The following is a 17,398-nucleotide window of genomic DNA, read 5'->3' on the forward strand; positions in this document are numbered from 1 at the left end:
GACGGCCTTTTTATTTGAATTAGCCTTATTCGGTCACTTCTTCAGTGATGCTGTCGCGGTAGATGGTGCTGTCGTAAGTCGGCACGGGAGGCGGCAGCAGGTTGTTGAGTGTCAGCGCGGACGGGTTCAGCGTCGGGTAGCCGCTGAAGGTTACGGAATAACCGCCGTTGCCGGTACTGCGGACTTTGGCGTGCGCGCCCAACGGGAAAGTGGTTTTGTTGGTGATGTGGCCGAATGGGAAACCGGTCAACACAGGAATCTTGGCGATGCGCGAAATGTGGTTGACGACGGCGGAGAAGTCGTAGCTGGAATCGTACGCGTCGCGGATGGTGCCCATGCGGAAATCGCCGAAGATGATGGCGCGTTGTTTTTGCAAAACACCTGACAGATAAAGTGTATTGAGCATACGCTCGATGCGGTAAGGCTGCTCGCTGACGTCTTCGATAAAGAGGATGCCGCCTTGAATGTCGGGCATGTAGGGCGTACCGGCGAGGGAAGCGAGAACGCTGAGGTTGCCGCCCCACAATGTGCCTTCGACGTTGACATCGGCGCGTTGGATGGTCGGAACATCAACGATGTTGACGTTGTTGGTCGTGCCGCGGATGAAGGAATCCATGGTAAAGACGCTGGGGTCTGCTTTGCCGAATTCGCTGTACACCATCGGGCCTGCAAAGCTCATCATATTGCCTTTGGCCAACAGGGCGAGTTGGACGGCGCAAACGTCGCTGAAACCGAAGAACAATGTGCCGCGTTCGCGCATTCTGGCGCCGAGTGAGGCAAAGTCGATTTGCGGCAGGATGCGTGCCGCGCCGTAGCCGCCGCGCAAGCCCATGAGGACTTTGGGTGTTTCAACACGGCCGCTGGCAACGTCTTGGAAGTCGGCGGAACGTTGGGCATCGGAGCCGGCAAAGCGTTGATAGCGTCGGCTGCCTGCTTGTTGGTTAGTCACGGTAAAACCTGCGTTGTAGAGGCGGGTCAGGCCGGTGGTTACGCGGTTGGGGTCTTCGGCGAAGCCTGACGGCGCAACAACGCGCAGGAGGTTGTCGCCGGAACGTGGCGGATGGGGTTGCTTAGGTTGCACGGTTTGGGCTTTCGCGGTGGTGGAAGTGGTTTTGGTTTGCGGCGTGGTGGTCGTGCCTGTACCGCAGGCTTGCAACAACCCTGCGCCTGCCGCGGCAGAGCAGGTGCGCAGGAAATGGCGGCGCGTGGTGGAAGTCATTGAGGTTTTTCTTTCGTTATATGTTCAGACGGCCTGAAGTTCGGCGTGTCGGACCTTGCAGGCCGTCTGAAAGTTTAAGCGATTAAGTTTTTGATTTGTTCCGGCCAGTTTTCGGGCAAGGCCATACCGTGTTCGCGGACGGGCGCAGCCCAAATCGGCGCGGGGAAATTGGCGTCGTTTTCAAAACGGGCGATGACGTGCCAATGCAGGTGTGGCACAACATTGCCGAGGCTGGCCAGATTGATTTTGGCCGGGCGGAAGACTTGGCGCATTGCGGCTTCAACCTGATACACCATTTCCATGATTTCGTTGCGTTCGGCAGGGGAAAGGTCGGTCATCTCGGAGACATGGTTATTCCAAATAACGCGGCAGAATGCCGGTGCGCCGGCTTCATTGTGGACGGCGATCACGCGCAGGTTTGGCGTTTGCAGCAAAATATCTTCGTTGTCGGCAGTGCAGATGGGGCAGGTCATGGTTTTCTCTTTTTTAGTCTGAATAGGAATCGGATGATTGCCATCAGGATTTTTAGAATGAGGTAAATAGCAGTCAGCGTGATGAATGTGAACAGCCACGGTTCAGGTATAAACCACCAAAATAAATAGGTAGGCGTGATTCAGTCGGCACATTCTTCGGCACTCTTAACGTGATCGCATAAGCCAAAGCGAAAAAAATCATCGACATCATGAAAGGGCGAATAGGCGGACATAAGTGCTTTTGGCGTCACACAAATCAATGCAATGATAGCAATCCAAAAGAATGGTTTGAGATATTTGAGTACAGTCATGGGTGAAGTGTTATGCAAATTTTGCCGCCCCTTGATTAGCAAGCTCGTCGGCTTTTTCGTTTTCAGAGTGTCCGGCGTGGCCTTTGACCCACGTCCAGCGGACATCGTGCTGTTGAACCAGACTATCCAGCTCTTTCCATAAATCGTCGTTTTTAACCGGTTTTTTGGCGGCAGTTTTCCAGCCGTTTTTTTTCCAGCCGTGTATCCAGCTTTCCATGCCGTTTTTGACGTATTGCGAGTCGGTGCAGATAACGACTTGGCAGCGGCGTTTTAAGGATTTCAGTCCTTCGATAACGGCGGTCAGCTCCATGCGGTTGTTGGTGGTTTCGGCTTCGCCGCCGAACAGTTCTTTTTCGTGTGTGCCGTAGCGCATAAATACCCCCCAGCCGCCTGCGCCGGGGTTGCCTTTGCATGCGCCGTCTGTGTAGAGGTAAACGGGTTTATCCATGGGCATGTCTTTGTCGAATAAGGCGGTATCATAACATAAGGCCGTCTGAAATATCGGCAAATGCCGTCTGAAATATCGGCAAATACGGTTTGCGCGTGTAAAATACCCTGCACTTTATCACTCGTATAGAAAGCAGGTAGATATGGGATTGTTCAGCGGCCTTTTGGGCAATGCTTCGCAAAAAGACGCAGATGCGGTGGAACGCGATTTGGCAAATATCCTGATTGATGGCGAACAGGTAAAAATGGCATTCAGCCTGGTGCGCGATTTGATTGTGTTTACCGAATATCGGCTGGTGTTGGTGGACAAACAGGGTTTGACCGGCAAGAAAGTGTCTTACCGTTCGATTCCGTACCGTTCCGTATCGCGCTTTTCGGTGGAAACCTCGGGCCATTTCGATTTGGATGCCGAGCTGAAGATTTGGGTTTCTTCCAGCGAAGCACCAACCGAAACCTTGCAGTTTAAAAGCGACAAGAGCGTGATTGCCATTCAAAAAGCCTTGGCAGAAGCTGTGTTGAAACCGTCAAAATAGAAAGGAAATATGATGAGCGAACAGCAAGAATTGTTTTGTTACAAACAGATGCCGGTGTGGACGGCGGACGAGATTCCCGAAGCTTTGTTGTCCAAACACAATACCGCCGCCGGTACTTGGGGCTGCCTCAATGTCCTCCAAGGCCGTCTGAACTTCAATGAAGTGGACGAGGCGGGCAATGTTACGGCTACGCACGAGCTGACGCCTGAAAGCGATGATTGGATTATCCATCCGCAAGCATGGCACTTTATCGCGCCGCAAACGCAAGATACGGAAATCCAACTGTCGTTTTACTGCGAGGCGGCGGACTATTTTAATAAGAAATACGGCATGAGCGCGACACATTCGGCCGTCCGTGCCGCCGAAGGCATCGTGCCCGTCGGCAAGGTTTTGGATATGGGCTGCGGTCAGGGGCGCAATGCGCTGTATTTGGGTTTGAAAGGTTTTGACGTTACCGCTGTCGATAATAATCCCCATGCGGTTCAAAACGTGGAAGAGCTGGCGCGTATTGAAGAGTTGAATGTCCGCGCGTTTGAATACGACCTCAACGCCGCCAATATTCAGGAAAACTTCGATTATATGGTGGCGACCGTGGTGTTTATGTTCCTGATGCCGCGTTACGTTCCTGACGTGATTGCCAATATGAAGGAACACACCAACCCCAGCGGCTACAACCTGATAGTGTCTGCGATGGATACTGAAGATTTCCCTTGCCCGATGCCGTTCCCATTCAAGTTCGGCGAGGGCGAGTTGCGCGAATACTATAAGGATTGGGAATTGGTGGAATACAAGGAAGAGCTGGGCTCGATGCACGCGAAAGACGAATTTGGCAATCCGATTCAGTTTAAATTCGTTACCATGCTGGCGAAGAAACCGGAATAAAGGTTTTGCCGTCAAAAGGCCGTCTGAATTCAGTTTTCAGACGGCCTTTGTCGTAATCAATCCACAATCCTTTTGCCCAAAATCACCACGTCTGCCAACATGGTGTCCAAATCGCAGACTTGCGGCAGCCGCCCCCATTCTTCAAAACCGAAACGGTGAAACAGGTTCAGGCTCGGATAGTTGTGGCCGAACACAAGCGCGATGACGTTGCGGATGTCTAAGGATGGCGCGCGTTCGAGCATATGCCGCAACAGGATTTTGCCTACGCCTGCGCCGCGCATATCGTGGCGGACATAAACGCTGACTTCCGCACTGATGTGGTAGGCGTAGCGCGGATGGTAGTCGCTGAAACTGCCCCAGGCCAATACGGTGCCGTCGGCATCGTAAAGGGCGTAGATCGGGCGTTTGTCCGTGTGCGCGGCAAACCACATTTCACGCTCGGCAACCGTGGTCGGCGATAAATCGGCGGTGGATTGGCGCGTGGCCACGGTGCTGTTGTAAATATCGACGATGGCGGGCAAGTCTTGGCGCAGGGCAGGGCGGATGGTGTATTGCATTTCAGACGGCCTGTTATTGAATCAGTTTGGAGATAGTCTTAAAGGCCGGATGTTTGGCATCGCCGAGCAGTTGGAACAAAATACTTTCGACATTGGAAACGGTAATGCCCTGACGGCTTAGTTGCGCCAAACCATTGTCGCGGTTGGCTGTTGTGCGCGAGGCGGTGCATTCGAAAGGCAGGGATACGGCGTAACCTTGCGTCTTCAAATCCAAGGCCGTCTGAAGCATACAGATATGCGCTTCTGCTCCCACTAAAATAACGTTTTTGATGTCGTTTTTGCGTAAGATTTCCTGAATTTCAGGTAAAAACGCCGAGAATCGGGTTTTCTCGACAACAGGCGTACCTTCTGGCAACAGCAGCGATACGGCGGATACGGTGCTGCCCAAACCTTTCGGATATTGTTCGGTTACGGCAAAGGGTACGTCCAAAGCCGTCAAACCTTGAATCAGCAGGCGGCAGCGTTCCACCATTTCGTCCGCGCCGGAAAGGGCGGGCAGCAGGCGTTCTTGAATATCGACAATCAGACAAAGCGTATTTTTGGGGTTCATGGCTTTTCCTTTCAGACGGCCTTTACGGCAAGATCGTTGAATCAGAATGCAATCATATAACAAGCCGCTGGAAAAGTATTGCAGCTTGCCCTGTTTTAAAGCCCGAAATTCTTTTAAAATACCGCCTGATTTGAATTGATAGAGACCGACAACATGAATTTATACCAAACCGTCGAACGTGAAGCCCAAGCAGCCTTTGCCGCTGCCGGTTTGTCCGACAGCCCCGTCGTATTGCAGGCGGCGAAAAATCCCGACTTCGGCGATTTCCAAATCAACGGCGTGATGGGTGCGGCGAAAAAAGCCAAACAAAATCCGCGCGAATTGGCGCAAAAAGTGGCCGAGGCATTGGCGGACAACGCTGTGATTGAAAGTGCGGAAGTAGCCGGCCCGGGCTTTATCAACCTGCGCCTGCGTCCTGAGTTCCTCGCCCAAAACATTCAGACGGCCTTGAGCGACGCGCGTTTCGGCGTAGCGAAAACCGACAAACCTCAAACCGTCGTTATCGACTATTCCTCTCCTAATCTTGCCAAAGAAATGCACGTCGGCCATCTGCGTTCCAGCATCATCGGCGACAGCATTTCGCGCGTGTTGGAATTTATGGGCAACACCGTTATCCGTCAAAACCACGTCGGCGACTGGGGTACGCAGTTCGGCATGTTGGTCGCTTATTTGGTTGAGCAGCAAAAAGACAATGCCGCGTTTGAGCTGGCGGATTTGGAGCAGTTTTACCGCGCCGCCAAAGTGCGCTTTGACGAAGATCCTGCCTTCGCCGACACCGCACGCGAATACGTTGTGAAGCTGCAAGGCGGCGATGAAACCGTTTTGGCATTGTGGAAACAGTTTGTCGATATTTCACTCTCGCACGCCCAAGCCGTTTATGACACGCTGGGCTTGAAACTGCGTCCTGAAGACGTGGCAGGCGAATCGAAATACAACGACGATTTGCAACCCGTAGTCGATGATTTGGTCGAAAAAGGTTTGGCAGTCGAAGACGACGGCGCGAAAGTCGTGTTCTTGGACGAGTTCAAAAACAAAGACGGCGAACCTGCCGCATTTATCGTGCAAAAACAAGGCGGCGGCTTCCTTTATGCTTCCACCGACTTGGCATGTTTGCGCTACCGTGTCGGCACGCTTCATGCAGACCGCTTGCTGTACGTCGTCGACCACCGCCAAGCCCTGCACTTTGAGCAACTCTTTACCACTTCCCGCAAAGCAGGCTATCTGCCGGAAGATGTAAAAGCCGAGTTTATCGGCTTCGGCACCATGATGGGCAAAGACGGTAAACCGTTCAAAACGCGCAGCGGCGACACCGTAAAACTGGTTGACCTGCTGACCGAAGCCGTTGAACGCGCCACCGCTTTGGTGAAAGAGAAAAACCCTGAATTGGGCACAGACGAAGCAGGTAAAATTGGTAAAACCGTCGGCATCGGTGCAGTCAAATACGCCGACTTGAGCAAAAACCGCACCAGCGATTATGTGTTCGACTGGGACGCCATGCTTTCGTTTGAAGGCAATACCGCCCCCTACCTGCAATACGCCTACACACGCGTACAAAGCGTATTCCGCAAAGCCGGCGAATGGGACGCAACTGCGCCAACCGTTTTGACCGAACCTTTGGAAAAACAACTGGCCGCAGAGCTGTTGAAATTTGAAGACGTACTGCAAAGCGTGGCAGATACCGCTTATCCGCACTACCTCGCCGCCTACCTCTATCAAATCGCCACTCTGTTCAGCCGCTTCTACGAAGCCTGCCCGATTTTGAAATCAGAAGGTGCAACCCGCAACAGCCGCCTGCAACTGGCGAAGCTGACCGGCGACACGCTGAAACAAGGCTTGGAGTTGTTGGGTATTGATGTATTGAGTGTTATGTAAGTTTTTGAATAAAAACGATGAAAGGCCGTCTGAAACCTTGCAGGTTGCAAGGTTTCAGACGGCCTTTTTGATGCTTTAAAAAATATTGTGATACCGTTGATTTTGAGCCTAAGCGGTTTTGAATTTGCTCAGGTAATGCGTTCAGACGGCCTTGTCTTTATTTCAAATTGCTTGCCAACAACCAAGCCTGCGCTTCGGTAGCATCGCTGAAATATTTTGGGTGTTGGTTGGTCAGGAGACTGGAAAGGCGCGCGCCGAGTTTGATCCAGATGTCGTCGGTAATGACGGCAACGCGGCCGAAGTCGGTTTCGTGTTGGTTGAGGAATTTGATTTGCTCGACCGCCATATCGATGGTGAAGTCTTTTAGCATGGACAAATCCAACAGGATGTCGGGCAGATGGATTTTTTGTTTTGCGGCCAACAAGGCTTCTTCCAATTGGCGGAAATCGTCCAAAGTGAACTCGTTGTACAGCGCTACGTTTAAGCCGTAAGATTGTTCGCGGATGGAAATCATGGTGTTCTCCTTGTTAAATTATTGCTTCATCAGAAATTTTTTGATTGAGGCCGGAGTAAAACTGCTGAACACGCCGCCTGCAACAATGATAACCATGCCGGCGGCTTCCTGCCAAGTGATTTTATCGCCGAAAAGCAGTACGCCGGATAGGGCGGAGAAAACGACGGTTAGGTAGGAAAGCGAGGCAACGGTAAATTTCTTCCCGACCTTATAGGCGCGGGTCATGGCCAATTGTGCAATCATGGCGGAGATGCCGATGCCGGCCAGATAGGGCAGGGAAGACGCGGTCAGCGGATGCCAGCCGGTAAAGCAGCTCCAAATGGCGGACATAATCAGGCCGGTAAGCGACAGATAAAACACCACGCGCCAGCCCGGTTCGCCCAAAAGCGAGAGTTCGCGCACTTGCAAATACGCCCAGCCTGACATGGCGCCGCCTGCCAAACTGACCAGTGCGGCAAATTCTTGTCCGCCTTGAAAAGATGGGTTGAGCAACAGGATAACGCCGATAAAGCCCATAACCAAAATGGCTTGGGTATAAAGTGTAATTCGTTCTTTTAAAATGAAAAATGAAAAAATGGCAAGCCAGATGGAGGACGTGTAGTTGAGCGTGACGCCTGTTGCCAGCGGCAGATGTATGACGGAATAAAGCGTGCACATCATGGCAAGCGTGCCGATGACGCTGCGGTTGAGATGGGTTTTCCAATGCGGCGTGGAAAATGTGTTGCCTTGCGCTTTGGCCATGATGCCTAAGAACAGGGTGGAGACCAGCATGCGCCAAAAGACCAGCTCGCCGCTGGAAAAGCCGAAATGTGTAGAGGCGGCTTTGACGGAGAGGTTCATGACGGTAAAGCCGAGCGCGGCAATAACCACCCATGCCGAGCCGAGCGGATCTTTTCTGATGGTTTCCATTTGATGGGTATGTAAAGCGATTTTATTAATAAGAAAATATTATACAGGTCAATCAGGCCGTCTGAAAAATATCGTTGGGCTTCAACGGCCTTTTATTAGAAAATGAGAATTATTATTGAACAATGAAGTGGGTTTTTATAGAATGGGGGTTCTGTTTTTAAGAAAGGCTTGCCATGAAAGTATCCAATATTTCTGCCGTATTGCTGTCCGCTTTGTTTTCCGTTGCCGTTTCTGCCGCGCCTTTGGGGGAGGTTTCTTCCGAAAACGGTAAGATTTTCAGCGGCGAAAATTACATGGTCGTTAAGAAAGACATGAAGAAAGGGGAGCAGATTAAGCCGCACGATCATCCGGGTTTTAAAACGTTGATTTTTGCCGTTGGAAAAGGAAGCTTTGACGTGACGCTGAATCAGACTGAAAAACATACGGTCGGCGCAGGCTCGATTTTGCGGTTTGGCGGCGATGCAGTGATTGAGGCAGTTGCAACCGAAGATGCTGATGTGGCAATTACTTTGATTAAGTAAACCGATAGATAATAAAAGGCCGTCTGAAAAATGATGTTTCAGACGGCCTTGTTTATTCATACAACCGTTGCCATTAAGCGCAAATCAAATAGATGAAGCCGGAGCCGAAGATATCTGCCAAGGCGTGAATCAGGAAAAACGGCAGCAGGTTTTTGACTTTGTATTTGTAGAAGAAGTAGTACATCAAGCCGAAAACAACGCCGATAACGGTCGCCCAAAGCATGCCTTGGTAAGTATGGAAGGAGACGCGAACCAAGGTCGAATAGGCCAATGCTTGCCATTTGTATTTGTCTTCCACGCAGGTTAAAAGGCCGAGGAAACAGAATTCTTCGTAAAAGCCGTTTAAAAGGCCGTAGAGGATGGCCATCGGCGCAAGGGCGGCGAATTTGTCGAAGATGGATAATGGTTTGATGTATTGGAATATTTCAGTGGTAAAGTAATTGTAGCCGCCGCTTAACGAAGTCACCGCATCGGCGGTCAGACCCATCAGGATAAAAATTACAGGCGTCCAAAACAATACGCCTAAATTAAAGCGAATCGGCAATTGTTTGAAGTCGAAACGGCGAATAATGAGGTAAATCAGAGCAATAGCAAGCAGCGTCAACTGCAGGCTCATGTTTTCCGAATAAGCCACGCCGGTTACCGCAGTATCGCGCACTTCTTCGGTAGCAGCAGCTGTTTCCACTTGCGGCATCAGGCTGGCGATATAAAGTTGGGTAGAACGGTAGGCAAATTGACCGAACAGGATGGCGGTAACAATCAGCATGTCAAACCAGCGCAGATGGCGCAAAGGCTCTTTAGGGCGGATAGCGGCGAGCATGCTCATAATTCTCCTCTTTACTCTAATTAAATGGCAGTGCGCAATAGTTACATAAACATACAAAAATCGTCAACAATTATCGTAATAAAACATGAATTAAAAATCAGGCTGTTTCAGACGGCCTGAAGCGCTTCTAAAATGCCGTATTTTCAGAAGGGTTTATCTTCAAAAATATGGCATAATCACTTTATTGCAAACTAAGGAATCTTATCGTGAGTATTTCTCTGTCCCAATATCTGCTGTACCTGCAATATATGTTGGCAGGTATCGCCATGACTGTAGTTTTCGGTGCCGTATATCTGCGGATTACCCCCGCCGAAGAATTGCGCCTGATTAAAAACGGCAACCTTGCCTGCGCCTTATCGTTTGGCGGCGCGTTGGTCGGTTTCTGTCTGACGCTTGCCTCAAGCATTGCACACAGCGTCAGCTTCATCGATTTTATCCTGTGGGGACTTGCCGCAGCAGTGATTCAGATTTTTGTCTATTTCGCTGCAACAATGATGATTAAAGACGCTACCCCAGAACTTATCGGCAACAATGTCGCCGTCGGCGCGCTGTTTGGTGCAGTGTCCATCTCGATCGGCATTTTGAATGCGGCTTGCTTGACTTGATTTTGATGGTCGGTTGGATAGCAAAAGATGTGCTGATCCTGACTCCTGCCTGGAGAAATTATCGGTAGATTTTTTTGACTGATAATGGCTTATGCCTGATGGTATTGGCGTTATAGTGAAATTCTGAAAGTATCAAAAAATTCAGACGGCCTGTTATATACAAGGCCGTCTGAAACGTTTTAACTACTTAAACTCATCAAATTAGAAAGAGTATTGCAATCTTATGCCCGCTTCGTGGGTGTGGTTTTTAGGTTCTATAGATCCCAATCCATATGAGTCATACTCTTCCGTAACGGTAAGGTTCGATTCTTTAACTTTCCAGCCGCGATAGAATGGAGTGAGGCTGATTTTGGAGCCGTTAGCGAATTTTTTAGATATAGGCACTTCAACCTCAATCCCTTGTCCGCCGCCTTGTTTCATTCGGGTTTCTACCTGGTCGGGTTCGTAAGAATATTGGCGGCCTTTTACGGCACGATTGTAGGCAATGCGGGGAGATATCTCAAAGTTTGCAGGAAGGGCGATATTTACTCCGGTATTGATTTGCGCATATGTAGTTCGGTTTTTGCGGTCATAATCATTTGGATCAATGCGGCTGCTTAAGTCTCTCAGAACGCGGTGTCCCAAGCCGGCTCCGGCAGTAATGCTAAAGCGATCGTTAATCGGGAGTGTATATTCGTATAAGGCACGGATATCGTATGCGCGGCGTGGTGCATTTTTGAGTGTGGCTGAGCCATAACTTGCTGAATCGTCGATATAATCCTCAGTTATATATTGTACGCTTCCCGTGTAATCTGTTTTACCGCGCGAATAACGGCCTTCTAATTTTGCCGCATGGCGATCGTTGAAACGGTATTTTACGCCGGCATTAATAGACCATAAGTTGCCTTTTTGCTGCATTAAGCGACTACCATCTTTTTCGTATTCGCGATAGGTCTCGTTGTAATATTCGCTACCAACGGTAAATTCAACAGGGCGGGCAGCCTGTGTACTTACGGCAGCAGAGAGTGCTAACACTGCAAAACAGAAATGAGCAGAATTTTTCATATAAATTCCTTTTACTTTATGAAAGCCAATGTGATAATTTGACAATACATCATGATGAATTTCTAGGATTTGGTAAATATTAACAGGTGTAGTGAACGCTTGGTATAGTGTTTAATGATTTTCTACCTGTATTTGTCTTTTTTATGATATAGCGCAGGTAAAAGCAGAAAAATAGTGTAAAACAGAGTCTGCATGAATTTTAATGATATGTTAATGTTTCTGGGTCGGCTAGTGGGTTTAACACTAAAAATAGATAGAGCAACCCACTCTATTCCCATGCATAAAGACATTTTGAATGTTTATATCATATGACATTCTATTTATATAAAATAAGCGATATAACCGACTAGGCAAATTGACCTGACTGCCCATAAGTTATCCCTTCTTCTTCAAATAAGGAACTGCGATGTTCAACTTTATCAAGAAACAGTTTATCGACGTTATTCAATGGCCGAATCCCGATGACAGCCTGCTGATGTGGCGTTTTCCGATTGCCGATGAGGAGATCCAAAACGGTGCGAGCCTGACTGTGCGTGAGGCGCAGATGGCGATGTTTGTCGATGAAGGCGTAACCGCCGACGTGTTCGGTCCGGGGCGTTATACGCTAAATACGCAAACGTTGCCTGTGCTGACCAACTTGAAAAACTGGGACAAGCTTTTTGAGTCTCCGTTTAAATCGGATGTTTACTTTTTCAATACCAAACAACAGCTTGCACGTAAATGGGGTACATCCCAACCTGTTACCGTGCGCGATGCCGAGTTTGGCGCGGTGCAACTGCGTTCGTTCGGTATGTATTCTTACCGCATCAGCGATCCGGCAAAATTCTTTAAAGAAGTCAGCGGTGTGGCGGCGCAATACAGCGGCGTAGACTTGGAAAACCAACTGCGCAATATCGCAGTCACCCAGTTGGCGGCCGCGTTCGGCAGCTCCGGTATCCCATTCTTGGATATGGCGGCGAACCAAGTTTTGCTGTCGCAAAAAATCGGCGAATTGCTTGGCGCGGAATTTGCCAAGCTGGGTTTGGCACTGGAAAACTTCACTGTTGAAAGCATTACTTTGCCCGCGTCTATTCAGGCTGCGTTGGATAAGAAAATTTCGATGGGTGTTATCGGCGATTTGGGACGCTACACCCAATATCAAACCGCCGAATCTATTCCGCTTGCGGCACAAAATGAAGGCGGACTTGCCGGAATCGGTGCAGGTTTGGGCGTAGGTGCCGGTATTGGTCAGGCGATGGCGGGTGCCATGGCTGGCATGATGCAGCCGAATGCGCAACAGGCTCAGCAAAATGCTCAGCCGGTTGCCGAAGATCCGCAGGCTAAATTGGTGAAACTCAAGTCTTTGCTGGATGGCGGTTTGATTTCGCAAGAAGATTTTGACAAAGCCAAGGCTGAAGTGTTGAAACAGCTGATTGGTTGATCAATTGAAGGCCGTCTGAAAAATATCATTCAAAAGAAGCGTTGAGCTGCTTCTATGAAAAGGTTTCAGACGGCCTTTCAAATGATTTGATTAAGCCTGTCCGACTTCAAAAACGTTAAGGCCGTCTGAAACACTCCAACCCATTCTGAAAAAGCAAACCCATGTCTCAAACTCCTTTCTTCAAAACCGACTGCCCAAGCTGCGGAGCACCTGTCGAGGCGCATTCTGCTTCTGCCGTGACGCTGGTGTGCGGCTATTGCAACAGCATGCTGGTGCGGCAAGATAACGGCGTTGTCGACTCCGGCCGCGATTCCGCGTTGCTGGAAGATTTTAGTCCGCTGCAAATCGGAACCAGCGGTACATTTGTCGCACAACGCTTTACCTTGGTCGGACGGCTTCAGGTGCAGTACGACGATGGCGCGTGGAACGAATGGTATGCGCTGTTTGACGACGGCAGGGCCGGTTGGCTTTCTGAGGCGGGCGATTTGTATGTGATGACCATGCCGGTCGAAATCGATAGTCCGCCGAGATTTGAAGACACGCGAGCCGGGTTTAGCGAGCTGATTTTTCAAGATAAACGCTATATTGCCTCCGATGTCCGCAACATCAGCTTGAAACATGCGGCCGCGCAGGGTGAGTTGCCGTTTGTTTTGAAAGAGGATACAGAAAATCGGGTTTCCGACTGGCGTTGCGAAAACCTTTTCATCACGCTCGATTACAGCAGCGAAACACCTGAAGCCTTCTTCGGGCGGATGGTAAACCTAGATGATTTGAAGCTGGAAAACACCCGCAGCGAAGACGAAATCAAAGAAAGCGCAGGCCGTCTGAAAGGCAGTATTTCCTCAGAAAACTGTCCCAACTGCGGCTCGTCCGTCCACTGGGTCAACGGCCTCACCGCCCATCTCAACTGCCCAAGCTGCGGCAGCGAATTGGCAATCGGCAAAGACAAAGCCGAACTCATTACCGCCAACGCCATGCGAACGGCGCAGCAAAGCCTGTTTACCCTGCCCGTCGGCAGACAAGGCCGTCTGAAAAATCGCGAATTTTACGTTATGGGCGCAGTCAGATACGCCGAAACAGACGCGCAGGAAACATTTGAAAACCTGTTCAGCGGCCTCAACCGTACGCTCACGCCCGAAGGGCAATGGACGGAGTATCTGCTTTACAACCCTACACAGGGTTTCTTATGGTTGGTTGAATCTGATGAAGGTTGGAATATTTCCGAAACCTTGAACGATTGGCCGCGCCTCGACCGCAACCGCCAACCGCAAGGCTATGGCAAACTTTATGACTATGGCGGACAGGTCAAGGTTGCCAGCGGAGCGTTTTATTGGCGTGTCCGAAACGGTGATTTGAACTATTACAGCGATTACCGAGACGGACAAAGCCGTAAGATTGGCTCCGAACTAAACAGTCACGAAATGGCATGGACTAGAAGTGCCCCAATTGCTTATCGGGAAATTGCAGATGCGTTTAATCTGACCAGCCAAGCTCCGCATTACACTGCAAACATGGCGGCGGACGGCATTGATAAATCATTAAGAATGATAATGACCGCCATCTTGGTTGTCGTCAACCTCCCTGCGCTTTTGACCGGCGACAGTTCTGCTGCACTTACCGTCATCTTTGTAGGATGCTGGTTGTTGTGGAGCATGGGTAAAAAAGACGAGGACGAGGATTAATATGTCAAGAATCACTTACATCATTTTCAGCACCATCATCATCGTCATCTCCATGATCATCAGCTACGGCTCTTCCGACTCCGACGGCTCGCGTATGCACTCCGGCGGCTATTACGGCGGCAGCGGTTATTCCGGAGGCCATAAATGACCCATGCACCCGGTAATCATGGCCTATTGGACTTATACGGTTGCGACGAAGCCATCTTAAAAGATGAAGGCCGTCTGAAAACCGCTTTGGCAGCTGCTGCACAAGCCGCAGAAGCCACCATATTAACCGAACATTTCCACACCTTCGGCGGCGCAGGCGGCGTAACCGGCGTTTTACTGCTCGCCGAGTCCCATATCAGTATCCACACTTGGCCGGAACACCGCTTCGCCGCCATTGATGCATTTATCTGCGGCGGCATGAAATTGGAAAAAGTGAAGGAAATCTTGTGCAGGGAGTTGGCGGCGGAACGGGTGGATTGGACGGTTGTAAATAGAGGCAGTGATTTGACTTTATTTTAGTTTTATCAATATTGGCAAGAGGGGCAAAAGTTCAACGCCAAGCATACGCCATTTGATATTTCAGGAGATGTTAATTTATTGCTGGTTAAGTGTTATCGGTTCTATAACATGAAGGCATTTGGAAATAATGGGTATCTTACAGAGAAAAGGGTGTATGACTTGCTTTCCTAAAAAAATACTGAAAAGCAATAATTTATTATGCTAACCCGCCGTCAATTTCTCAGTTATACCGCCGCGCTTGGTGCCGCTTCTGCTTTCTCTTGGCAGACTTACAAATACCTCAACCGCAAACCGCCGGTTTCTATTAACCGTGTCGGCTTGCCGTTGGGGCATTTGTTGCGCGATCGGGAATTGTTGCAAGCGCCGCCCCGTCGTTATGAATGCAATACGTTGATACTCGGCGGCGGTGCGGCTGGGTTGGGGGCGTTGTGGTATTTGGCGAAGCATAATCACTGCGATGTATTGTTGGCAGAAGGGTTTGAACGCAATGGCAACAATGCTGCCTATACGTCTTCAGACGGCCTGAAAGCGCCGAGCGGTGCGCATTATTTGGCTTTGCCGTCGAAAGAAAGCGTGTATGTGCGCGAGATGTTGGTAGATTTCGGTATCTTGCAGTCGGACGGCAGCTTTAGGGAAACCGATTTGGTCTATGCGCCCGAATCGCGCCTCTTATATCAGGATAAATGGGTGGAACATTTATTGCCGAAAGAAGATGCGGATTCCAAACGGTTTTTTGATTTAATCGGCCGTCTGAAACAGTCTTACGGCGATGACGGTAAGAAAATTTTTGCTATTCCGATTGCGCTGTCATCGGCAGATGAGACATGGCGCAAACTCGATCATCTGACGTTTAAACAATGGCTTGATCAAGAGGACTACCACTCGCCTGAGCTTTTATGGTATCTCGATTATTGTTGCCGCGACGATTACGGACAAGGCATTGGGCAAGTGTCTGCCTTTGCCGGGCTGCATTATTTTGCCGCCCGCAACAATGCAGAAACCGTCCTCACTTGGCCCGAAGGTTTGGCACATCTTTCTGAAAACCTGCGCCGTCATGCCGGTTTGCAGGAAGGTTGGCAATGGCCGTCTGAAAATAGTATCCGTTTGGAGAAACCTGCTTCGGTTAATGCTTCTGCCGTCAAAATCAAACCGCTTTCAGACGGCCGGATTGAAGTGTGGCTGCGTGATAATGCAAAAGGGGAAACCGTTGCTGTCACCGCGCAACACGTTATCTCCGCCATGCCGCTGATGGTTGCCGCCTGCATTATTGAATTTCCCGAACAATTTGGTCTGGACATCCCAGAATACGCGCCATGGCTGGTTTCTAATTTTGAACTGCACAGTTTCCCGAAAGAAAAAAACAACAGCGAACTTGCGTGGGACAATGTGGTTTACGGCAGCCAAGGGCTGGGCTATGTTGTTGCGACCAACCAGTTTATCCGGGTTGCCCGTCCTGAACGCACGATTTTTACCGCCTACGCCGCGCTCAATCACGATGCGCCACAAGTCGTCCGCCGCCAGCTGCTTGAAGCAAGCGACGAAGAGCTGCTCCAGCTTGCCGCCCAAGATCTGCTTACCGCTTACGGCGAAGGCTTTTGGCGGCACGTTTCCCATGTTGATATTACCGTTCGCGGGCATGGTATGAGCGTGCCGAAGCCCGGCTATTTAAGCGATGAGGCTTTATTAAAAATCAGAAACCGAAATGGCGGATTGTTGTTTGCACACAGTGATTTAAGCAGCTATTCGGTATTTGAAGAGGCTTTGTATTGGGGTGTGGAAGCGGCACGGAAAGTGTTGGCTTAATTGATATAAAAAGGCCGTCTGAAATCATATTCAGACGGCCTTTTCTCTTTTAACTTAATAACCTGATTAGGCTTTTGGTTTCAAAGCGGCAGCTTCGCGAGCCAGACGGGTGATGGTATCCCAGTCTTTGTTTTTGATGGCTTCTTTCGGAGTCAGCCATGAGCCGCCGACGCACAAGACATTAGGCAGCGCTAAGTACTCGGGTGCAGTTACCAGGCTGATGCCGCCGGTCGGGCAGAAGCGAACGTCGGCATAAGGGCCATAGAGTGCTTTGAGCATGGCTTTGCCGCCAACGACTTCGGCAGGGAAGAGTTTGAGGGTGTCGATACCGTGTTCCAAAGCCAGTTGGACTTCGCCCGGAGTGGCAACGCCGGGAATCAGGGGGATGCCGCTGTTGTGGCTGGCTTTGGCGAGGGATTCGTGCAAACCAGGGCTGATGGCGAAAACTGCGCCTGCGTCTTCGACGGCTTTGAGCTGTTCGGGATTGGTTACCGTACCCGCGCCGACGATGGCGTTAGGCACTTCTTTGGCAATCAGGCGGATGGCGTCGAGGCCGACGGGGGTGCGCAGGGTGATTTCGAGGGTGGGGATGCCGCCTTCGACAAGGGCGTGGGACAAATCGACGGCGGTGCTCAAGTCGTCAATCGCCATCACAGGCACAACTGCGCCGGCTGTCAGAATTTCACGAGGGGTCAGTTTGGACATTTTAGGTCTCCGTTGGGG

General features: G+C 50.2%; 20 protein-coding genes. 10 read left to right on the plus strand and 10 right to left on the minus strand.

Annotation, left to right across the window (positions count from 1 at the left end; genetic code table 11):
• Positions 1-25: 25 nt before the first annotated feature.
• The 3 genes from LPB400_RS04215 to rnhA form a co-directional block, all read right to left on the minus strand.
• The gene (locus LPB400_RS04215; RefSeq protein WP_219089520.1) at positions 26-1,219 is read right to left on the minus strand and encodes an LD-carboxypeptidase; all 1,194 of its coding nucleotides are present in this window, start codon (positions 1,217-1,219) and stop codon (positions 26-28) included.
• A gap of 74 nt (positions 1,220-1,293) precedes the next feature.
• Positions 1,294-1,692 carry an HIT family protein gene (locus tag LPB400_RS04220; protein ID WP_070843395.1) on the minus strand — a complete coding sequence of 133 codons (399 nt, stop codon included), beginning with the start codon at positions 1,690-1,692 and terminating at the stop codon, positions 1,294-1,296.
• Positions 1,693-2,013: 321 nt separating this feature from the next.
• Positions 2,014-2,451, minus strand: a complete 438-nt coding sequence (rnhA, locus tag LPB400_RS04225) for a ribonuclease HI (protein WP_070843396.1) — start codon at positions 2,449-2,451, stop codon at positions 2,014-2,016.
• Positions 2,452-2,593: 142 nt separating this feature from the next.
• On the opposite strand from rnhA, the gene LPB400_RS04230 reads away from it, so the two are divergent.
• Together LPB400_RS04230 and tehB are read left to right on the plus strand one after the other, a co-directional pair.
• The gene (locus LPB400_RS04230) at positions 2,594-2,983 is read left to right on the plus strand and encodes a PH domain-containing protein (RefSeq protein ID WP_049329817.1); all 390 of its coding nucleotides are present in this window, start codon (positions 2,594-2,596) and stop codon (positions 2,981-2,983) included.
• Positions 2,984-2,995: 12 nt separating this feature from the next.
• A complete protein-coding gene (gene tehB, locus LPB400_RS04235) occupies positions 2,996-3,865 on the plus strand; it encodes an SAM-dependent methyltransferase TehB (RefSeq protein ID WP_070843397.1) in 870 nt (289 codons plus the stop codon).
• A gap of 56 nt (positions 3,866-3,921) precedes the next feature.
• Here tehB and LPB400_RS04240 read toward each other — a convergent pair whose 3' ends face one another.
• Both LPB400_RS04240 and LPB400_RS04245 read right to left on the minus strand, forming a co-directional pair.
• Entirely contained in the window at positions 3,922-4,422 is a 501-nt protein-coding gene (locus tag LPB400_RS04240) for a GNAT family N-acetyltransferase (RefSeq protein ID WP_070843398.1), read from the minus strand.
• 13 nt (positions 4,423-4,435) lie between these two features.
• On the minus strand, positions 4,436-4,972 hold the full coding sequence (locus LPB400_RS04245; protein WP_070843399.1) for an isochorismatase family protein: 537 nt from the start codon (positions 4,970-4,972) through the stop codon (positions 4,436-4,438).
• A gap of 153 nt (positions 4,973-5,125) precedes the next feature.
• On the opposite strand from LPB400_RS04245, the gene argS reads away from it, so the two are divergent.
• Positions 5,126-6,844: an arginine--tRNA ligase gene (gene argS / locus LPB400_RS04250; protein WP_070843400.1), complete on the plus strand. Its 1,719-nt coding sequence runs from the start codon at positions 5,126-5,128 to the stop codon at positions 6,842-6,844.
• A 157-nt stretch (positions 6,845-7,001) separates the two neighbouring features.
• Here the strand turns inward: argS and LPB400_RS04255 are convergent, their stop codons facing one another.
• Entirely contained in the window at positions 7,002-7,358 is a 357-nt protein-coding gene (locus tag LPB400_RS04255; RefSeq protein ID WP_003745709.1) for an STAS/SEC14 domain-containing protein, read from the minus strand.
• 18 nt (positions 7,359-7,376) lie between these two features.
• Entirely contained in the window at positions 7,377-8,267 is an 891-nt protein-coding gene (locus LPB400_RS04260) for a DMT family transporter (RefSeq protein WP_070713294.1), read from the minus strand.
• Positions 8,268-8,440: 173 nt separating this feature from the next.
• On the opposite strand from LPB400_RS04260, the gene LPB400_RS04265 reads away from it, so the two are divergent.
• Positions 8,441-8,788: a hypothetical protein gene (locus tag LPB400_RS04265; protein ID WP_070583580.1), complete on the plus strand. Its 348-nt coding sequence runs from the start codon at positions 8,441-8,443 to the stop codon at positions 8,786-8,788.
• 73 nt (positions 8,789-8,861) lie between these two features.
• Here LPB400_RS04265 and LPB400_RS04270 read toward each other — a convergent pair whose 3' ends face one another.
• On the minus strand, positions 8,862-9,614 hold the full coding sequence (locus tag LPB400_RS04270) for a CPBP family glutamic-type intramembrane protease (RefSeq protein WP_070583579.1): 753 nt from the start codon (positions 9,612-9,614) through the stop codon (positions 8,862-8,864).
• 206 nt (positions 9,615-9,820) lie between these two features.
• On the opposite strand from LPB400_RS04270, the gene LPB400_RS04275 reads away from it, so the two are divergent.
• On the plus strand, positions 9,821-10,219 hold the full coding sequence (locus LPB400_RS04275; protein ID WP_210389033.1) for a DUF350 domain-containing protein: 399 nt from the start codon (positions 9,821-9,823) through the stop codon (positions 10,217-10,219).
• 201 nt (positions 10,220-10,420) lie between these two features.
• Here the strand turns inward: LPB400_RS04275 and LPB400_RS04280 are convergent, their stop codons facing one another.
• On the minus strand, positions 10,421-11,263 hold the full coding sequence (locus LPB400_RS04280) for an outer membrane beta-barrel protein (RefSeq protein ID WP_219089524.1): 843 nt from the start codon (positions 11,261-11,263) through the stop codon (positions 10,421-10,423).
• Positions 11,264-11,669: 406 nt separating this feature from the next.
• On the opposite strand from LPB400_RS04280, the gene LPB400_RS04285 reads away from it, so the two are divergent.
• From LPB400_RS04285 to LPB400_RS04305, 5 genes are all read left to right on the plus strand, one after another.
• The gene (locus tag LPB400_RS04285) at positions 11,670-12,683 is read left to right on the plus strand and encodes an SPFH domain-containing protein (RefSeq protein ID WP_049335400.1); all 1,014 of its coding nucleotides are present in this window, start codon (positions 11,670-11,672) and stop codon (positions 12,681-12,683) included.
• Between the two features lie 161 nt (positions 12,684-12,844).
• Complete coding sequence (locus LPB400_RS04290) at positions 12,845-14,365, plus strand: DUF4178 domain-containing protein (protein WP_199900398.1); 1,521 nt, start codon at positions 12,845-12,847, stop codon at positions 14,363-14,365.
• Position 14,366: 1 nt separating this feature from the next.
• On the plus strand, positions 14,367-14,513 hold the full coding sequence (locus tag LPB400_RS04295; protein ID WP_162837292.1) for a hypothetical protein: 147 nt from the start codon (positions 14,367-14,369) through the stop codon (positions 14,511-14,513).
• The gene (speD, locus tag LPB400_RS04300; RefSeq protein WP_107768871.1) at positions 14,510-14,872 is read left to right on the plus strand and encodes an adenosylmethionine decarboxylase; all 363 of its coding nucleotides are present in this window, start codon (positions 14,510-14,512) and stop codon (positions 14,870-14,872) included. The genes LPB400_RS04295 and speD overlap by 4 nt, the downstream gene beginning before the upstream one ends.
• Before the next feature lie 198 nt (positions 14,873-15,070).
• A complete protein-coding gene (locus LPB400_RS04305) occupies positions 15,071-16,675 on the plus strand; it encodes an NAD(P)-binding protein (RefSeq protein WP_107810239.1) in 1,605 nt (534 codons plus the stop codon).
• Positions 16,676-16,741: 66 nt separating this feature from the next.
• Here the strand turns inward: LPB400_RS04305 and LPB400_RS04310 are convergent, their stop codons facing one another.
• A complete protein-coding gene (locus LPB400_RS04310; RefSeq protein ID WP_070461363.1) occupies positions 16,742-17,380 on the minus strand; it encodes a bifunctional 4-hydroxy-2-oxoglutarate aldolase/2-dehydro-3-deoxy-phosphogluconate aldolase in 639 nt (212 codons plus the stop codon).
• Positions 17,381-17,398 lie beyond the last annotated feature (18 nt).

The sequence above is a fragment of the Neisseria perflava genome, from assembly GCF_019334725.1.
In the GTDB taxonomy this organism is placed as follows: Bacteria; Pseudomonadota; Gammaproteobacteria; order Burkholderiales; family Neisseriaceae; genus Neisseria; species Neisseria subflava_A.